At 48.5% G+C, this 18,757-nt stretch carries 17 protein-coding genes, 1 pseudogene and 1 riboswitch; of the genes and pseudogenes, 12 read left to right on the top strand and 6 right to left on the bottom strand.

Annotated elements, in window-relative coordinates:
- Positions 1 to 171 precede the first annotated feature (171 nt).
- Positions 172 to 2,646, bottom strand: a complete 2,475-nt coding sequence (locus tag V5J35_RS16220) for a TonB-dependent receptor plug domain-containing protein (protein WP_354008142.1) — start codon at positions 2,644 to 2,646, stop codon at positions 172 to 174.
- A gap of 139 nt (positions 2,647 to 2,785) precedes the next feature.
- Here V5J35_RS16220 and V5J35_RS16215 point away from each other — a divergent pair, with 139 nt between their 5' ends.
- From V5J35_RS16215 to ribB, 10 genes and pseudogenes are all read left to right on the top strand, one after another.
- The gene (locus V5J35_RS16215) at positions 2,786 to 5,533 is read left to right on the top strand and encodes a M16 family metallopeptidase (protein WP_354008141.1); all 2,748 of its coding nucleotides are present in this window, start codon (positions 2,786 to 2,788) and stop codon (positions 5,531 to 5,533) included.
- Positions 5,534 to 5,544: 11 nt separating this feature from the next.
- Entirely contained in the window at positions 5,545 to 6,555 is a 1,011-nt protein-coding gene (locus tag V5J35_RS16210) for a putative transporter (protein ID WP_354008140.1), read from the top strand.
- Positions 6,545 to 7,177 carry a MotA/TolQ/ExbB proton channel family protein gene (locus tag V5J35_RS16205; RefSeq protein ID WP_354008139.1) on the top strand — a complete coding sequence of 211 codons (633 nt, stop codon included), beginning with the start codon at positions 6,545 to 6,547 and terminating at the stop codon, positions 7,175 to 7,177. Before V5J35_RS16210 ends, V5J35_RS16205 begins: the two co-directional genes overlap by 11 nt.
- A gap of 4 nt (positions 7,178 to 7,181) precedes the next feature.
- Positions 7,182 to 7,616 (top strand): ExbD/TolR family protein, encoded by a 435-nt coding sequence (locus V5J35_RS16200; RefSeq protein WP_354008138.1) that lies wholly within the window; start codon positions 7,182 to 7,184, stop codon positions 7,614 to 7,616.
- Complete coding sequence (locus V5J35_RS16195) at positions 7,616 to 8,479, top strand: energy transducer TonB family protein (RefSeq protein ID WP_354008137.1); 864 nt, start codon at positions 7,616 to 7,618, stop codon at positions 8,477 to 8,479. Before V5J35_RS16200 ends, V5J35_RS16195 begins: the two co-directional genes overlap by 1 nt.
- Positions 8,480 to 8,597: 118 nt before the next feature.
- Positions 8,598 to 9,110, top strand: a pseudogene (locus V5J35_RS16190) (DUF4019 domain-containing protein).
- Between the two features lie 213 nt (positions 9,111 to 9,323).
- Positions 9,324 to 9,575, top strand: a complete 252-nt coding sequence (locus tag V5J35_RS16185; protein WP_354008136.1) for an AzlC family ABC transporter permease — start codon at positions 9,324 to 9,326, stop codon at positions 9,573 to 9,575.
- 10 nt (positions 9,576 to 9,585) lie between these two features.
- Entirely contained in the window at positions 9,586 to 9,771 is a 186-nt protein-coding gene (locus tag V5J35_RS16180) for a hypothetical protein (RefSeq protein ID WP_354008135.1), read from the top strand.
- Positions 9,693 to 9,983: an AzlD domain-containing protein gene (locus V5J35_RS16175; protein WP_354008134.1), complete on the top strand. Its 291-nt coding sequence runs from the start codon at positions 9,693 to 9,695 to the stop codon at positions 9,981 to 9,983. Before V5J35_RS16180 ends, V5J35_RS16175 begins: the two co-directional genes overlap by 79 nt.
- Before the next feature lie 124 nt (positions 9,984 to 10,107).
- Positions 10,108 to 10,282: riboswitch (FMN riboswitch) on the top strand.
- A gap of 150 nt (positions 10,283 to 10,432) precedes the next feature.
- On the top strand, positions 10,433 to 11,086 hold the full coding sequence (gene ribB, locus V5J35_RS16170; RefSeq protein WP_354008133.1) for a 3,4-dihydroxy-2-butanone-4-phosphate synthase: 654 nt from the start codon (positions 10,433 to 10,435) through the stop codon (positions 11,084 to 11,086).
- A gap of 13 nt (positions 11,087 to 11,099) precedes the next feature.
- Here ribB and V5J35_RS16165 read toward each other — a convergent pair whose 3' ends face one another.
- The gene (locus V5J35_RS16165) at positions 11,100 to 11,687 is read right to left on the bottom strand and encodes a TetR/AcrR family transcriptional regulator (RefSeq protein WP_354008132.1); all 588 of its coding nucleotides are present in this window, start codon (positions 11,685 to 11,687) and stop codon (positions 11,100 to 11,102) included.
- 284 nt (positions 11,688 to 11,971) lie between these two features.
- Here V5J35_RS16165 and V5J35_RS16160 point away from each other — a divergent pair, with 284 nt between their 5' ends.
- Positions 11,972 to 13,336 (top strand): MATE family efflux transporter, encoded by a 1,365-nt coding sequence (locus tag V5J35_RS16160; RefSeq protein WP_354008131.1) that lies wholly within the window; start codon positions 11,972 to 11,974, stop codon positions 13,334 to 13,336.
- Between the two features lie 57 nt (positions 13,337 to 13,393).
- On the opposite strand, the gene V5J35_RS16155 is transcribed toward V5J35_RS16160, so the two are convergent.
- From V5J35_RS16155 to V5J35_RS16140, 4 genes are read right to left on the bottom strand one after another with little or no spacing between them, the layout of a single operon-like run.
- A complete protein-coding gene (locus V5J35_RS16155; protein WP_354008130.1) occupies positions 13,394 to 13,906 on the bottom strand; it encodes a lactoylglutathione lyase family protein in 513 nt (170 codons plus the stop codon).
- A 43-nt stretch (positions 13,907 to 13,949) separates the two neighbouring features.
- Positions 13,950 to 14,120 carry a phospholipase D-like domain-containing protein gene (locus V5J35_RS16150; RefSeq protein WP_354016443.1) on the bottom strand — a complete coding sequence of 57 codons (171 nt, stop codon included), beginning with the start codon at positions 14,118 to 14,120 and terminating at the stop codon, positions 13,950 to 13,952.
- An 8-nt stretch (positions 14,121 to 14,128) separates the two neighbouring features.
- Positions 14,129 to 15,508 carry a phospholipase D family protein gene (locus V5J35_RS16145; RefSeq protein ID WP_354016442.1) on the bottom strand — a complete coding sequence of 460 codons (1,380 nt, stop codon included), beginning with the start codon at positions 15,506 to 15,508 and terminating at the stop codon, positions 14,129 to 14,131.
- A gap of 1 nt (position 15,509) precedes the next feature.
- Entirely contained in the window at positions 15,510 to 16,460 is a 951-nt protein-coding gene (locus tag V5J35_RS16140; RefSeq protein ID WP_354008128.1) for an AEC family transporter, read from the bottom strand.
- 199 nt (positions 16,461 to 16,659) lie between these two features.
- Here V5J35_RS16140 and V5J35_RS16135 point away from each other — a divergent pair, with 199 nt between their 5' ends.
- The gene (locus V5J35_RS16135) at positions 16,660 to 18,714 is read left to right on the top strand and encodes a metallophosphoesterase (RefSeq protein ID WP_354008127.1); all 2,055 of its coding nucleotides are present in this window, start codon (positions 16,660 to 16,662) and stop codon (positions 18,712 to 18,714) included.
- The last annotated feature ends 43 nt before the right edge of the window (positions 18,715 to 18,757 follow it).

The raw sequence follows: 18,757 nt of genomic DNA, 5'->3' as shown, positions 1-18,757 counted from the left end.
CGTTGTTGTTCATTCCGTGAGCTTCTGAAAAAACTTTGTGAGACGAAGGAACCGCACCCATGTTCTTTTAGCCGTTGTAGGAGAGGGTTGCACGCTGAGGCCTGTTCACAACAAGAGGAACTCTTTTGCCGTTAGCGTACAACCCTGTACCGTGGCTTCAAAAGCCTGTCATCAGATACTGAAGTTCAGCCCAACCCAGTAAGCACGACCCATCTGGTAACGCTTGCCGGATGTGGTCGTGGTGTGCGGCAGGTTATTGAACAGATTTCTGATTTTAACTTCAACACTTGCTTCATAGTCAGCCGTTTTGATAAGGCGATAGCGGCTATTGAGGTCTACGGTTGTGAATGCCTTTTTCTTTGTTTTTTCATACATATCGTATTCAGTATCATCAATTTCAATGGTATCTCTGGTCTTATTAATGTGCGTGTAAGCACCTCGGTGGGTTGCGCTAACATGAGTCATCAGGCTTTCATCAAACCAGTTGGTACTCCAAGAAACACGGGCTCTGAACGGAGCCGCAAAGTTTTGACGACCTTCTATGTCATGCAGTTCCGACAAGGAAATTATTTCACCGCGGTAATAGACATAATTGTTATCATCCTCTGGATCGACGAAATCAAAGTAATCAGACTGACCCTTGTTTTTCGTTTCAGACCAGGTGACGTTGGCATTAAAGAAATGATTGTCATAACTGCCGGACCATTCAATGGAGTGACCTATGTAGTCTGTTGCTCCATCGTTAGCCATCTCAAAATGGTAGCTTTTTCCATCTTCACCATAAATTCGGTCACTGCTGGAGAACTGCTTTCTATACTTGCGCATTACGCTTTTTAGACGAAGTGTGCCATCCAGAGCCGTCGGAATAGTTAAGGCAGCAGTCAGCTCATCACTGTAGGGAGTATCCAGATCAGATTCGCCATACTGCGTTGGTGAAAAGCTACTGCTCAGTTCCCAGTCTCCAATTTCACCGGTTTCTTCATCCACTTCACGTCTGTAAATTAAACGATCGGATTCTTTTGACCGAATGGCATAGCCCACCATACTACTGGAGTAATAGCGGTTCGCACCAAGAGTCAGGAATGTGTCGTCCATAAACTCCCAGGAGGTAGTCAAGCGGGGGGCAAAGTTAGCATTTTTCAGGAAATCATCATGAGTCAGCCGTGCCCCGGCACGAATGCTGACCGAACCAATATCCTGAATGTATTCAGACCATAGCGTCCGGGAGTTGACAGTCACCCTTGCGTCGTTTTTACCGTAATTAGTGTACTGTGTTGCAACATTGTCGCCTTTACAGGCAGGGTCACCAGGCCGACAGTCCCAGCTAATTCCTTCGTCAGGTGTTTTGGCAGACGTATATGAATTGTACTCACTGGTTCGGTTTTTCTCGGCTACTGTATGACGCCACTCCGCTCCATAGTTCAACAGGCCAGCAAAAAGAGGAGTCGAGGCATCGAAATTCCAGGTGTAATCGGTCTGGGTTTGCTCAAGATCACCAATGCCACCATCAAAACAGTTCGTTGCGTCACACCAGTCTACGGTTGAACCAGTCCAGCGAATCAGCTCATTAGCCGACTCACGGCTGGAATCGTTATGCATAAAAGACAGTTTGGTGTTCCAGTCGGTGTTGCCAGCAACACCGCTGGCCCCCAGATAACCCTGTAAACCACTGGATTCAGACGTGGTATAGCTGTTGAAGCGGTTCGGCTGCTCACGCTCACTATCGTAAGGGCTGTACATGATCTGACCATCAAAGGTGAGATTCTCACTGTGTTCGTACACCGCCTTGAGCAGGAAGTTTTCTGAGGTATCACCACTGGAGAATTTGCCCCCGCCGAAACTGTCATCGCGTCTATAGTTAACACTGGATTCTGCGCGTGTATAGGCCGTTAACAACGAGAGCTGTTCATTAACCGGTAAATCAAAAGAGATGGATGTCGTGTATTTGCTGAATTCCGGTTTTGGGTCCAGTACTTCACCTTCATCCAGAGTCTTACGGTCAACATTGTATTTGACCATGCTATCCGACTGGTAACCCACACTCAGATTCATGCCAAATTCTTTTTTGGGGTCGCGCACATTGTAGTTGACCACACCCCCCATGAAGTCACCGTATTTAGCCGATACGTTGGAGTCAAAGACTTCTACACTGCCGATCAACGACGGGTCTACATAAAACGTCTGAGACGTCTGACCGTACACATCCTCAATCGAGTTATCGCTCTGTGGCGTGGCGTCGTGCACCGAGTTAGCCGACACACCATTAATCATGATGTTGTTGTCGTAGTAGTTACCACCGGAAATAGAAAAGTCGGATGGGCGGATGGACTGGATGTTTTCCTGTGTCACCCGTTCACGTTCAACGTCCATCTGCACAAACGGCAGTTGCTCCAGCAGTTCCGTGGTATCAATCCCCCCCCCTCTGCTGTTCTGTACAGACTGCTCATTGATGACAGAAACACCGCTATCAACAGGGTCATAACTTTCGTAGGATGCTTCGACGGCTGTGGATGTTTGAGCAGTTGCAGCGGTATCGGCAATATCAAGTTCGCCCAGCTCAATGGCTTCAGTCTGAGCCATAGCAACATTGAAAGCTGCATTAGACGCACCGATCAGTATGGCGGTGTACAGAGATTTTTTATTCATGAAAAAGAGGGTTCTAAGCGGAAGTACTACTGAACAATAATTGCGAATCTTATTGATAATGATTATTATTGGCAACAATTTTATTACATTTAGTTTGGTTTTTGCTGTCCAAATGCTTACATTCCGATATTGGTCAGAGGTGTCGTATAAGCTTCTGTTTCATATACTGATTTTATTAATTCCTGTTACTCTCAAAGCTGAAACGCCTGCCGATGTCGCATGGGATAGCCAGTTAACCGTCAGAACTCTGGACAACGGCTTCCGCTACATTGCTTACAACAGCGAAACAGACAGTGATCCCTTTAACCTGAGGCTGATTGTTCATGTCGGTTCAGTCGATGACGAACTGCGTGGCATGGCGCACAACATCGAACACATGGTGTTCCGGGCAAATAAAGCTTATGCCGGTAACACTATTTACAATTATCTTGACCTGCTGGGCTGGCGAACCGGACTACAGGTCAATGCCCTGACCCGCCAGAGTGAAACCCAGTTCATGGTTCGCACCAGACCCGATGATGCCCTGAACCTGGAGCAGTCCATTGATCTTCTTGCCAACATTGCCTTTAACGCCAGCCTGCTGGACGAAGACTGGCAGGTTGAACGTAACGTTATTCTGGAAGAAATGCGTCTGGGAGACAGTCTGGCAGGCCGGGTCAATGAGCTGAAAAAGAAAGTGGTACGTAACAACTCCCGCTATGCTGACCGCCCGACCATTGGCCTGAAAGAAGATGTCCAGAACACCACCATTGAGGATATCAGGGCGTTCTATGAAACCTTTTACGTGCCTGCCAATATGACATTGATTGTGACAGGTAATATTGACCTGAAGGTATTGGACAGTGCTGTTAATGAAACCTTTGGCAAGCAACCTTTTTCTCCGGCACCGGTGCGTGACTATGTGGAACTGCCGCTAAAAGAACAGTTGTATATTGGCAAGGTTCAGGACCCACAGGGTGTGTCGTCTATTGTGTCAACCGGTTTTCGCAGCCCTCTTGAGCCCTACACGACAATGGAAGGACTGTATCAGCGTTTTCAGATCTATTTCCTGCGCAGACTGGCCTCCCGGCAGGTCCGACAGCAAATGTCCTTTTATGAAAACGTTGACATCAACTCCCTCTCACTGGTCTTTGAAGAATCAACAGCCCAGCGTCAGGTATTGGCACTGGCTGCGCGGACACCAGACCACGATCTCGGCCTTAAAGCCGTACTGACAGAAATTGAACGACTGAAACAGAACGGACTCAACCGGGAAGCTTTTGAGCAGTTAAAAGCTGATGCCAGACAATCGGTTGAACGCAATCGAACACTGGTGACTCAAAGAAACTTTCAGCAGTGGGAAGATAAAATCACCACTGCTGTTATGCAACAGGGCATTCTTGAGGATTACGAAGTCCGTGCCAGCCGCACGCTGCAATGGATTGATGACCTGACCCTGAGCGAGCTGAACGAACGGCTGAACGAGCTGTTATCAGCAGATGATCAGTTTATTTACTATCAGGTTCCCGGAGGCATAGAGAGAGACTTACCGTCGCAACAGCAGGTCAAAGCCTTCAAAGCTCGTCTGCCCGCTAAAAAGCTACCACTGGCACAGGCACCGGAACCTTCTCAGGAAGCAGACAATGCTCTGACTGAAAAGGAACAGGAGCCGGTTCGCATTGACTGGTCTTCACTGCCAGCTGCTTCAGAACCGCCGCCTTTTACTAAAAAATCCTGGCCAGAAACAGGTGTCCAACAGTGGACATTAGACAATGGCTATTCAGTGGTCTGGCTGAAACAGCCTACCCGCGATAACAAACTCTATATCCGGACAATAGACAACGGTGGTTACCTGAATAGCCAGAACCCTGAGTGGATGAACAAAGCGGCGGTTCAGGTATGGCAACAGACCGACCTGTCCCCTGTGTCTGCTGAACATTTACAGGGATGGCAAGGACAGAATGGTATTGAATGGTCATGGACGCACAGAGAACATCAACTGGATCGGGGAGCTGTCATTGAGGCTGATAAGCTGGATAAACTGATTCGCCTTTACACTGCCCGGCAGTCTCTGTGGCAGTTCAGTGAATCTGATTTTGAGCAGCTGATGGATACCCTGTCAACGAGCATACAGGCGATGTCCGAACCACAGGAAGCACTCAACACATTAGAGACTCTCGATCATTCTGCATTCAAAGACATAATGCGCACTTTTGCCCAACAACCGGCAACGCTTTATATCGTTGGGGAGGCAACCAAAGCACAAATCGCCGGGCAGGTTCTGCCCTATCTCGCCACACTGACAACCAGCAAACCTTTCACAATGGCAGCAGCAACTCCAGCACCTGAGGGGTCTGAACGTCGGGTCGATTATATTCATCCGCAGGGAAAAGCGACCGTCACCATCAATGGACACAGCACTCTGTCATGGAAGCCTGAAACCAGTTTCTATATCTCTGCCCTGAACCCGATTATCCAGAGAGCATTGCGCAATGAATTGCGACACAGGCTCGGTGGCGTATACCGCGTACAGTTCGAGATGCAGCTGAATCAAAACGACCAGTTAACCACCCGGCTGGAATTTACCACGAACCCCGGACGGGTTGATGAATTAATCGCTGCTTCAGAGGGCGTTCTCAATAATCTGGAGAATGTCATCGCATCAGAAAATCTTGACCGGGTTCGTGACGACATTGATTTTGCTGAAAGCCTGCGAATGGCTGACGCAAACACCTGGCTGAGGAGACTGATCTTAAGCTTTAAACGCTACCAGTCACCGCAGTATCTGCACACTATGCAGCAGCTTAGCCAGTCCATTGATGCTGAACAGCTTACATCAATGGCTGAGCAGATTTTCCCCCTGAAAAGCCAACGTATTTTTATTGGCTTACCCGTTAACAAGAAGTAATAGACTGAATCATGTTTAGAAGTTTTTTCCTTGATGCCCGGTGGCGACTCTGGTCTTGGGCAGGCACTGTTATTATCATTCTGGCCACCTGGTATCAGGTTCAGATAGACCTTGAGGTCAATGAGTGGTTTGGTCAGTTTTACAACGCTATTCAGGATGCCCTGGCAGACCCCGGCTCTGTGACCGAAAGGGAATTGCTGATGCACCTGCTGACCTTTGCCAGAATATCTGCCGTCTATATTGCCGTGATGGCATCTCTGGAGTTTTTACTGCGCCATTACGTGTTTCGCTGGCGTACGGCCATGCATGAATATTACACAAAGCACTGGAGCAAGGTGAGGCATATTGAAGGAGCATCCCAGCGTATTCAGGAAGACACCATGCGCTTTGCCCAGATTATTGAACGACTGGGCGTATCGCTCTTGCGCTCCGTCATGACCTTTCTGATGTTTCAGCCTCTGTTGTGGGAACTCAGTAAAAAGATTAATCAGGTGCCATTCATCGGACACGTTGATCATGTGCTGATTTACACCGCTATTTTAACATCGGTCATTGGTACCGTTCTGCTGGCACTGGTAGGAGTGAAACTGCCGGGTCTGGAATTCAATAACCAGAAGGCCGAGGCGGCTCTGCGCAAAGAGCTGGTTCTGGGTGAAGACGACAACAGTCGTGCTGATCCAAAAACCATGAAAGAGCTGTTCCGCCATGTCCGGGAAAACTATGTGGCAATGTACAGGCACTACCTGTACTTCGATACCACCAAATGGTCTTATCTGCAACTGTCTTCCATTGTTCCTTACGTTGTTCTGGCTCCGACACTGGTGTCCGGTGCCATCACTCTGGGCATCATGCAGCAGGTTTTGCGTGCTTTCAAACGTGTGGAAGGGTCTCTGCATTACCTGATCAGAAGCTGGTCAACCATTGTCGAGCTGATGTCGGTCTTTAAACGACTGAATGGTTTTGAAAAGGAAATCAAGCGTTCCAACACACTTTCTTCAGAGGCAGAACAGTATGCCTGCTAACAGTTTATCCATCGCAACAGGCATTCCGCTGCTGCTTTGCTCAGTTTTTGCCCTTGCGATAGCAATTGAGCGCATTTGTTTTATTCTGACCCGCAAAGGGTTGAGCAAGCAGCAGAAACAGGTCGTGCTCTCAGCATTAAAACAGCACCAGACCAACGATGCCCTTGCGGTACTGGATGATTCACCCACCAGTTATCAGCCGGTTATTGAAGAGATGATGAGCCACCGCGACAACAGCAAAGCCGTTCGCGATGAAGCGATTCAGATCATGCTGGTACGCTATGCCAACCAGTTGCAGCGGCGAATGTCAGGTCTGATCACCATTGCCTCGCTGGCCCCTATGCTGGGTTTGCTGGGTACCATTATTGGTCTGATGCGCTCGTTCAGGGATATCGGGATTTCCCAGGGGCCTGTCGAGCCATCAGTGGTGGCTGATGGACTCTGGCAAGCTCTGACCACCACTGCAGCCGGTATGCTGATTGCTGTGTTTTGTGTCTTTCTGCATGCGCTGATTAACTCTCGCATTCGCCATCACTTAGCCGATGCGAAGGATTTGCTGAATCTGTTCTCTCACAGTCTGGAATTGCAAAACGCTTCTGGCAGTGCAGCGTCAGCAGGATAAATTAATGATCGATATTCCAGAGCCGGAAAAAAACGTATCCGTTCAGGATGCCATGACGCCGATGATTGACGTCATTTTCTCGTTGATTGCTTTTATGATGCTCATGATTAACGCTCCGATGCTGAATATGCAAGTAGAGCTGCCTGAAACCGAATCGGCTGTTGCTTCTACTACCCCTTTGGAAAAAGAGGTTATCACCATCACCATTAACCCTGAGGTTGAGGGATGGTTTTTGAATGAGCAAAAGATTGACAGCGACGAGCAATTAAAAACCGAGCTTGTGAGGCTGACAACAGAATACGATGAATCGTTCAGCATTGTTGTCAGCAGTGATAAAGATGCATCTGTTCAGGCCATGGTTAACCTGTTTGCCATTTTGCAGTCGTTAAAACTGGAAGTCGCTCACCTGGCATTGCAGTCCGGGGGGAAACCTTCTTAATGAATCCACTGTCTTCTGATGCATTTTCCAGAAATGTCATTATTTCTCTGTCACTACACCTGCTTCTGGGGATTGGACTGTGGAAAGTAACGGCACCGCCACCTGTGCTGGCCAGACTTTCAGACAGTCTGGTGGTGTCATCGGGTATGCAGGCAGCAATAGCCGGAGCGACGGCTGCTCAGGAGGTTACAGAGTTTCTGCCGCCTACTGAGCAGATCGAAGATGTATCCGAGGAAGACGACACAGAACTGCCTGAAGAAGAGCCGCTTCAGGAAGAAGAAAGCATCGAAGAACCTCCTCTTGAAACAGTTGAGGAAGATATTCAGGAAGTAGAGCAAGAACCCATTGAGCAAAAAGAACAGGAGCCTGAAAATCTTCCCGAAGAAGACCCTGAACCCGAAGAAGAGCAGGCTGAGCCAGAGGAAATTGTAGAAGTTCAGGAAATGGAAACAGAACCTCTGGAGCAGCAGATAGCGTCAATGGAAAACTACAGTGGCCATGAGGGCGTTGACGGTTCTCGCAACAAAGATCCGGATGAACAGGATAGCGGACTGGGTCAGGAGGCAGGTGGTTCTGAACAGGAAGTCTTTGACGCCCATGTTCGCCAACATCTGCTGGCTAACAAGGTGACGCCCAATGTACTCAGGCGCAGACAGCAGTCCGGTACAGTAACCGTTGAATTCACTATTGACCGCGAAGGCAAGCTGCTTGAGCAAGGTATTGCCAGAAGCTCAAGGGTCAGGGAGTTCAACAGGGCAGCTATCAGTCTGGTGAGGCAGGCAGCACCGTATCCAAAAGCACCGCCTTCTGCCGACTGGGAACAACGGAAGTACACGATTAATGTTGTTTATTCTATTCAATGATCTGTCCGATTGGGGAGCCTGACATATTGATCTCTGAACATGAGTACCCAACAGCCTGCTTTTAATACGCGAATACGAAAAACTAACAAACATATTAACTTTTTTGAAGGAGTAGTTAATGATCAAATCAAAAATCGCACTGAAAATATGCATCGCTGCATCGGTGTTATCATTATCAGGCTGTGCTAATCATGATCAAAATGGAACTGATGCCGTAGAAGGATCATCACAACATCAGCTACAGGCACACAGTGGAAAAGATCAGCAGGGCATTAATGCCAACCATAGTAAACCAGAGATTAACCTGAATGCCGTGTCAGATTGGTTAAACTCAATTGACAACGGTTCATATCAACAAAGCTGGCAAAATGCTGCACCCTTTTTTCAATCTCATGTATCAGAAAGAAATTGGGTATAAGCCCTGAAATCTGTCCGCAGGCCCTTGGGGGAAGTCATTTCCAGAGAGCTTTATCAGTCAAGCTATTCTGCAAGTTTGCCCAATGCTCCTGCCAGGCATTATCAGGTTATGATCTACAAAACAAAATTCACAAACAAAGACAGTGCCATTGAAACCGTCACGTTCATACAAGTGGGCGACGAATGGAAAGCCGTAGGTTACTTCATTAAATAATAGCAACCTGAACGCTCTGGTGTATAACAACACCGTTAGCCCAGAGCGTCTTTGCATTAATTTTTTCAGCAGAGTATTAATTGATGAAAAAACAGTAAAAAGTATGGAGGGGGATTACGTAGCTTCTCAGAGAATTCTGGAACAGGAGGTTGGCATTTTTCCAGCAAAAAAACTAAAGTCTGACCACTCAAAACTGCAAACAACAACACAACAATGCCTGATCAAGCACTGTCTCCAGCCCGTTTACTGCTTCAGGGTACCCAACACTCACTGCCACTGATTCTGGCGGCTGTCCCTTTCGGCATTCTCTATGGTGTTCTGGCGAAAGCAGCCGGAATGTCCGACTTGGCGATAATGGGAATGTCAGCCCTGGTCTTTGCCGGTTCGGCACAGTTTATTGCCGTGTCCATGCTGGGAGCTGCCGCAGCCTGGCCCGCCATTTTACTGGCCACCTTTTTTTCTTAACCTGCGCCACATGCTCTATGCCGCTACCCTGGTTCCCCATACTCGCCACATGCGTAGTTCCATACGAGCCAAACTGGCATTCTGGCTGACTGATGAAACCTTTGCCGTGGTCTCAGGATGGCTTCGCAACAACAAAGAAGGCAAAGGGCTGTACTGGTATTACACGGGTTCAGCTGGACACGTCCTCCGAACGTAGAACGATCTCTGAAATACGTCCCCATCGCTGTACTAAGTGCCATTATTATTCAAACCATTATGGTTCAGGCTCCGGATGGTTCTCTGGGTATTAACAAAGCTTTCCTTTGTTCTGCCATTGTCGCCTTTATCGTCGCTCGCATCAGCAAAAGCCTGATGGTTACTGTGATAGCCGGATTGCTGTTTTACTGGGCGTTCATCACTTTCCTGTAAATAAGTATCCAACCATACAAAACCGTATTTTCTGGCCAGGCACTTACCTCATCCGTTATTCATACTATTGAGCCTGAGAGCAGGTTTTATTAGGATGTGCGAACCAGATGCACGCGTCTGGTAAAACTATTCTCAGGGCGGGGTGAAATTCCCCACCGGCGGTATTCTTTATTCAGTAAGTTGTCGAATAAAGAGAGCCCGCGAGCGCCTGTTGCTGTTAAGTACTTTCGGTAACAGGGTCAGCAGATCTGGTGAGAAACCAGAGCCGACGGTTACAGTCCGGATGGAAGAGAATAAACCAGGGTTTCAGCACTGACTGAAGCCTGAGTTCGTTCATTCAGGCATGCTGCATTGCTCATTACACATGACGACTTATTGCGCATGAGTGCCTGTTCATTCCTTTGCCCTGATTCTGGTAATTCTTTTTCAATCCAGGTTGGACCACTACCATGAATCAGTCACTACTCACACCTTTCGGAACCTCTGAAGACCGCGTTATCAATGCACTGAACGCGATTAAAGAGGGGCGGGGCGTCGTTCTGGTCGACGATGAAGACCGTGAAAACGAAGGCGACCTGATCTTTGCAGCTGAAACCATTACACCACCGCAGATGGCTCTGTTGATCAGGGAATGCAGCGGCATAGTCTGCCTGTGCCTGCCCGATGAAAAGCTTAACCAGCTTGACCTGCCTCCTATGGTCTCAGATAACACCAGTAAAAACGGAACGGCCTTTACCGTCACTATTGAAGCAAGGGTCGGAGTAACAACCGGTGTTTCCGCTGCTGACCGGGTCACCACCATTAAAACGGCCACAGCCGATGGCTGTCGTCCGGAAGACCTGGCTCGCCCTGGTCATGTTTTTCCACTTCGCGCTCAACCGGGTGGTGTATTAACCCGACGTGGACACACAGAAGGAACGGTAGACCTCGCGGCAATGGCGGGATTAAAACCAGCAGGCGTACTGTGCGAATTAACCCATGAGGACGGTACAATGATGCGCCTGCCAGCACTGACAGAGTTTGCCAGGCAACACCACATGCCCGTCCTGACTATAGAAGACCTGGTTCAGTATCGTCTGAACCACCAGTCGAAGACAGCCTGATATCCTGAACGCCTCAGGGCGTAAAGAGCGCCTGTAACGCCGGTTTTACCAGCGATTGCATGTGCTCTTTATCGGGTGCCAGCCGCCCCATAATCGAAACTGAACAAGTAACGCCCATCACAAAAATAACCAGCCCATTGATATCCATTGAGCTATTCAGGTCGCCTTCAGCCCTTGCCCTTTCGAGACCATGCCGAAAACAACTTTCAAGTCGTTTAAGCTGTTCTGTTACCTGCACACACAAATGCGGCTGGTGTCCTGCGACTTCGATGAGTGTATTAAACAAAAGACAACCGTCGTTCTGACTCTCGTCAGTCACCAGGTGAATTAATTCGTCAAACAGCCTTTCAAAGCCATCTCGTGCGGATTCCCGTTCGTTCAACAAATGGGTAAACATTTGTTCCATCTGGTCGGTATAGTGCTTCAGCGTCGCCAGAAGTAAACCCTCTTTGCTGCCAAACGCTGAATACAGGCTACCGGCCTGAAGTCCTGTGGTTTTAATGATTTCACTGACCGGTGTCGTATAGTAACCTTTATGCCAGAAAAGATGCATAGCACGATCAGTTACAATGTTCCGGTCATACTGCTGTGGTCTTGCCATCTCGGTGCCATAAGTAGTTATACGGACTTAGTTTTGTTGACGATTCATCAATACGCAAGTCTGATTAAGTCCAGTTTCGCATAAAAAGCTGACCATCCAGTTATTAGATAACTATTAAATAACTATTAAGTAACTACGCATTTCCCCCTACCCCGTCATAGCTCAATACATCGCGATTTCTCTTTATGATATGTACTTCTGTACTAATTAATTAAACAAGAAAGGTTCAGGAAAATGTCACACTGAAGTGCCTGACAGAATCCTGCCGACCTTAGCCTATCTTTATGAGCCAACTGAATCGGCTGGGTAATGCCCCCATTGGCAAATTACTCATCAATATGACACTGCCAGCATGCTCAGGCATTCTGGTTCTGATGATGTATAACATCATCGATACTATTATCGTCGGCCAGTATGCCGGAGCCATGGCTATTGCAGGAATGTCAGTCGTTCTGCCTGTCAGCATGCTGATTCCGACGCTTGGCATGGGCATCGGCGTCGGTAGTGCATCCATTATCTCACGCAGCCTTGGGGCAAAGGATTTTGAAACCGCACGACTGGCTTTTGGTAATGCGCTCTCACTGGCAATACTGATCTGTACGACGGTTTCTGTGCTTAGCGGTATCTATGCCACCGAAATTCTCTCGGTGTTTGGCGGACGCGGGGAGATCCTTCCCTATGCCATGGAATACTACACCATCATTCTTATGGGGATTCCCATCCTGGGCAGCTGGATGTGTATGAACAATACACTGCGCGCTGAAGGTCTGACCAAATATTCCGTCATTGGTATGTGCCTGTCGTCGGCTATTAACCTGATACTGGATATCGTCTTTGTTATCTTCATGGATATGGGGCTGAAGGGAGCGGCTATCGCTACCGTCCTGTCCCAGATCGCCGGACTGGTTTATCTGTTGTCGTTTTATCTGCGAGGGCGCAGCCACCTTAAATTCAAACGACAGTATTTTCGATGGAACAAAGCCATTATTCGTGAAATCCTGTCTCTTGGGGCATCCACTGTTGGACGACAGGGTTCAGGCAGTGCCATGGTCATACTGCTCAACCAGAGCCTGTATTTATACGGAGGGCCTATAGCGGTTGCGGTTTATGGCATACTGCACAGAATCACCTCCCTGCTGTTTGTTCCGATTATTGGTATGACACAGGGCTTTCTGCCTATCGCAGGTTACAACTATGGTGCCAAACAGTACGACCGGGTTCTCGAAGTCGTCTATAAATCCATTCTGTTCGGAACCATTGTCTCCGGGGCGCTGGCACTTCTGGCATGGAGTTTTCCGGAAGCACTGATTCAGCTGTTTACCAGTGATGAAACCGTTGTGGAGCTGGGTGTTCAGGGGCTGAAAACGATCACCGTCCTGATGCCACTGGCGGCAGCCCAGAGCATTGCAGCTGGCTATTTTCAGGCGATGGGCAAACCTGTTGCTGCATTTATCCTGACGATAAGCCGACAGGTGTTAATTTTGATTCCTATGCTTTACCTGTTGCCACAGGTGTTTGAGCTGAAAGGCGTCTGGCTGGCCTTCCCGGTATCCGATGCCCTGGCCTGTATTCTGACACTGGCTGTTTTTGCCAGAGAGCTGCCAAAGCTAAAGAAAGCACAGTGCGAAGCTGCATTGCAGACAGCATAAACAGTCATGGACGAATGAAAAAGAACTGACGAGCTGAAGCCCTTCTCGAGGAGGGCTTCATCTACCGTAAGCGCCAGCAGAATACGTCAGTTCATAACTGTGCGAGTAAATTTCAAGAATATTGCCAAAGGGATCTTCCATATAAACCATCCGATAAGGTTTCTCATTGGGAAAATAGTACCTGACAGGCATCCTCTGCTTGCCTCCATGACGGACAATGCGGTCTGCCAGCCCTTCTACATCCGGGTCCTGAACACAGAAATGAAAGATGCCGGTTTTCCAGTACTCAAAATTATCGTCAGGTATTTCATGGTTGGGAAACTGAAAGATCTCGACACCTATCCGGTCACCCGTTGACAGGTGGGCAATCCGAAAAGAACCCCAGCCACTGCCAAATACATCGGTACACATGACACCAATAGCACTGTTGTCTTCCGTGATGTCGGTGGGAGGCATAATCAGATACCAGCCCAGCACCTCAGTATAGAATTCAACGGCTTTTTCAAGATCCGGTACTGACAGGCCAATATGGCTGAAACTGCGGGGATAAGGGTGTGTGCGGCTGGACATGAACAACTCCTGAAACAGGCTTCGTTTCAGGAGTCAGCATAGACTACAACTGGCTTTCGATGGGGAAAATAGACAACAGCCGTATACCGGTCCGCAGTAGCCAGGACGTTTCCGGGTCAGTTGTGGCATCGACCTCTCCCTGACCATTCACCCACTCAATCGTATTGCCGTTTTTTCTCAGCACCCAATAGAGCTTACGATCCGCTCCCAGCATTTCTTCCTTTATGTATGTGTGACCAGCTCGGGTGAATGGTAGATCACACCGTTTTCGGTATTCAGCCTGATGGAACGTGGGTCAAGGTTCAGCGATCCGACAAACATGATATCGCCATCAATGATATAGGTCTTTGCGTGCAGACTTGCACGACTGCTGGAACCCTTGATCAGGTGCTTCTTTTCATTCGTTCTGGGTTTCATCTCAATCAGTTGCACCCCAAGATCCAGCAGTTCCGGGCGATACTGACGATAACCCGCATGAACAATGCCGACATCGGTTGAGGCCAGGCTATTGGTGACAATAGTTACCCGAACCCCGCGCTCGACCATTGAGCGAATAAAGGCCATACCTTCCTCACCGGGTACAAAATAAGCCGACACCATAATCACTTCTTTTTGCGCTTTCTGGAAATACGGCTCCAGCCTGGGCGTCAGATGAATATTGTTATCAATATCAACCAGTTCTATTTTATCGGGTGCATCTGCATAAACATTGGCCTGCCCCCAGAACCACTGCAAATCGTTCTCAGCCAGGCTCTGGATGATCGGTGCATTGTGCAAACGTTCAAAGTACTGCTGTCCCTCAGACGTCTGCATGGCTTTTTCCAGCTTCTGCATTAGCCTGGCGCGCTTTTTATCAGAGACGTTATGGTTCTTGATGATCGTTTCAGCCGGAAAACTGTGGTTACTGTTCCAGTATTCATCAAAATCGACAGAAATATCCGGCACAGCTGCACCAATCTGAACCATATCAAGATCGGCAAACTCGACGACACTGGCATCAAAGTATTCATCACCGATATTGCGTCCGCCAATAATGGCAATCTGATTATCGACAATAAACGACTTGTTGTGCATACGGCGATTAATCCGGCTGAAGTCTGTCACCAGATTCAGGTTCCGCAACAGTCCACGGGTTGTAATTGGATTAAACAACCTGACTTCGATATTAGGGTGCTGATTCAACACGGACAGCATACGGTCTTTATCTGAGGCACCCAGATCATCCAGCAACATCCTGACCCTGACGCCACGGTCCGCCGCATAGAGCAATCGTTTAGTAAAGAGTTGCCCAACCAGATCGTTGTGATAGAGATAATACTGTACGTCAACGCTCTTCTGCGCAGCATCAATCAATGCCAATCTGGTCGCCATGGCATCCAGGCCATTACTAAGGGGGTAAAACCCCGTCTCAGTCTTCGGGTGTGATTTCAGGGCTTCCCTGATATGCGTACCAATCACCGTTGTTTCTGTTGTGGTAAAAGCATGGGATTCGGTGCGCTGAACATTTTTCGGCAGATTGGTACAGCCGACGCTTGTCAGCAGAACGATCACTGCCATCAGTAGCAGACCGGTTTTAGGCACGCGCCAGCTGGACAGTAACATCTCAGATAACTCCCCATGTCTTCATGACAAACAGACCAAGGCTGACAGCAGGCAACGACGCCAGAGTAGTCAAAACAATAATATTAGCGGCCAGCTCTCCGTTTCCTCCGGATGCTTTTGCCATAATGAAGCTGGCAGCTGCCGTTGGACAGGACATCATCAGGAATAAAACACCCAGCTCCATTGCTTCATACCCAAGAAGCATAGCTACAGGTACAACAATAAGTGGCAACAAAGCGACTTTGGCCAGGCTGGCCCAAAACGACACGTGACTGGTTTTACCAAGGGCTTTCAGGCTGAGCGTACCACCGACACCCAGCAAAGCGAGAGGCAGGGTGATCCGGGCGAAATAGTGACCCACTTTATCAATCACTGCTGGAATCTCCAGCCCGGTTGTACTGAACAGCACTCCTGCCAGTACAGCAATAATCAGTGGATTAGAAACAATATCCTGAAAAAGTTTCAGCGGGCTGACTTGCTGTGAACGATCCTGCCCATAATACGCCAGGAGTACAATAGAAAGGATGTTATAAACAGGTATGGTAACAACCATCAGCAGCGACAACAGTGCAATGCCTTCTTCACCATACATATTACCAGCCAGGGCAAGACCAACCACGGCCAGGTTGCCACGTGCCGCGCCCTGAATAAATACGCCCCGGTCCTGCCATACTGGCACGACTTTTAAAGACAAAAGCCAGGCAAGGAAAAAACCGGTCACTGTTGCGATGCAGGTAAACAACAAAAGGTCGGTATCAAATGGTTGACTGTGGTCTAACGATGACAAGCTAAAAAACAGGACAGCGGGTAACCCAAAGTTAAACACCAGCCGGGATGAAACACTGATAAAATGATCATCAATATACCCTGTCTTTTTTAACAGAATACCCGCCAGCAGCATTATACAAACAGGCAGAGTTACTCCAGCTGTAAATAACAGGGTATCAGGCATCGCTCACGACTCAATTAACCGGCAAACCGGTAATTTTGCCCAAGCCTTATCTGAAAAGGAATACAGAGAAAACGAAACGCGCAAAATGCCGGTGACAGATTCATACCGTTGAAATATTTCTGTCATTTGATCGTATCATTATTGTCATAAAGCTCATTTAACCTTCCTGCTCCAACGTTCCCTCAAAGCAGTAATCAAGATGGAAATCACAAAACTGTTATCCCGCCGCTCCTTTCTGGCAGGAAGCGCCAAAGCCGGTACCGTTGCAGCCGCAGCTCCGCTACTAACCGCCTGTACTGATGACAGCAAGGACCGTCCACAGGATCCGGGCGCCCCTGACTTTGCCAATATGAAAGTGGCCATGCTCGCAGACGTTCACTTCCATGACGTGTTTGGAGATTACGAGTTCAGCGACTACAACAGTGAAGTCACCATCCGCAGCATGCAGGACTCCGTTGGTTCAACACGCATGTTTAATGAAAACTATTTTGCCTTTATCAGCGCACTGGAAGAGCTGGGCGAACAGGGCATTAAATACATCTGCCTGCTCGGTGACTTCACTGACGATGGCCAGATAGACACACTGGCTGGTTTCAATCGTGTGGTTAAGCCATACATTGAAAAATACGGTTTTGAATTCTTTATTGCTAACGGTAACCACGACCCGGTTCGCCCGTTTGGCAGGGACCAGACCAAAAACTTTTTACGACATGACGGAGCCTCTGTTCAGGTCACCAGTGATTTCAACAGAGGTTTTACCCCCGGCAGCATTGTGCAGGAACAGCACAAAACTGAGCGTATGTTTGGGGCTGGTTATGAACATATGTTTGACGTGCTGGCAGACTACGGCTTCAGGAACAAACCTTCTTACCTCCACTATGAAACCCCGTGGGGCTCCGAACAGTTTGAAGACCGTGGTTTGAATATCACAGGTAATGATGGGACTACAGCCTGGTGTCCGGACGCCACGTATCTGGCTGAACCAGAAAACGGCTTGTGGATCTGTTCAGTGGATATGAACATCTACACACCCAGGGAAAATGGCGACTGGGACCTGAGAGCCATTGGCTGGGAAGAAGGCAAGACGCACAAAAAAGAAGTGTTTGAATGGTTGAAAGATGTAACCCGTCGTGCAGAAGAACAGGGCAAGGCTCTGATTATATTCAGCCATTACCCTATAACCGAATATCTGAACAAAAGCGCGAACGACTTTTATTACGTCTTTAACGATGCCTCGTACAACAACACGCGCGTACCAACGCCGGATACTGCTGACCAGGCCATTGCAGCCGGGATTAAAGTGCAGTTTGGTGGTCATATCCATGTAAACGACACGGCTGTTCATCGCAACGAGCAGGGTTCACTGGTTAATATTCAAAGCCCGTCCCTGGCGGCCTACACCCCCTCTTACAAGCTGGTCAAACCTCATAGCCCTGACCTGTTTGAAATTGAAACCCATACTCTAAAGCACGTCAGGGATTATGATGCGCTTTTCCCTTACTACCGTCGAGAGATGGACTGGCGTGAGTGGGCGGGAGCTGATGTTCCATGGAAAATCATGCTGGAGGCAAAAGACTACCGTGACCTGATGTTCAGGCACCTGGAAGTCCTGATCGAAATCAGCCTTAAAAACCGCTGGGGTGAAGATATGAAGACGCTGTTTGAAGCCCGCACACCGCTGTTCTGGCTGATGGCACTGTCTGAGCTGGAGACCAATATCAACAGCAGCCAGATTCTCAGTCTGCTCAATGTGATGAACGACACAGCCTCTGATGACGATGTTATCAGTCGGGCTGACAGCCTTAATATCGGAGCCGATATGATTCAGGCGATCAATGCCGTCTACGCACACATCGCTGAATACGGTCTGAACCGCCAGCAAATGATGACTGCTGCCTTTAATGAAATCTGTCTGGCGACGCTGTATCAGCGAAATGGTGACGAGCTGGCTTTGGAAGACCTGAGCTACAAATTACTGATTCCGGTAAATGTTGCGACCGACCTGTTTGCCAGACACGATTCTGATGGTGATCTGGATACCATCGACTGGGAGCATGACTACGTAGGTGGTAATCCGAAAAACGGGGGTGAGGTCAAAATGGAAGACTGTGACCTGAATACTATCAAGTCACGCTTTGCCGCCCTTGCCCGCCTGTACTATCAATTCAGGCATGCCCAGCCTGCTGACCACTTTTTTATCGACCTGAAGCTCGGAGAAGTACAGGATATGGCAGGCAATAAACTGTTTATCTGAAACGGCTTCCTGATGAAACCAAAGCGGCACCTTTGAATGAAGG

The sequence above is a fragment of the Endozoicomonas sp. NE40 genome (assembly GCF_040549045.1).
Lineage (GTDB): Bacteria > Pseudomonadota > Gammaproteobacteria > Pseudomonadales > Endozoicomonadaceae > Endozoicomonas_A > Endozoicomonas_A lisbonensis.
The sequence above is the reverse complement of the archived record's forward strand: the minus strand, read 5'-3'. Positions and strand labels throughout refer to the sequence as shown.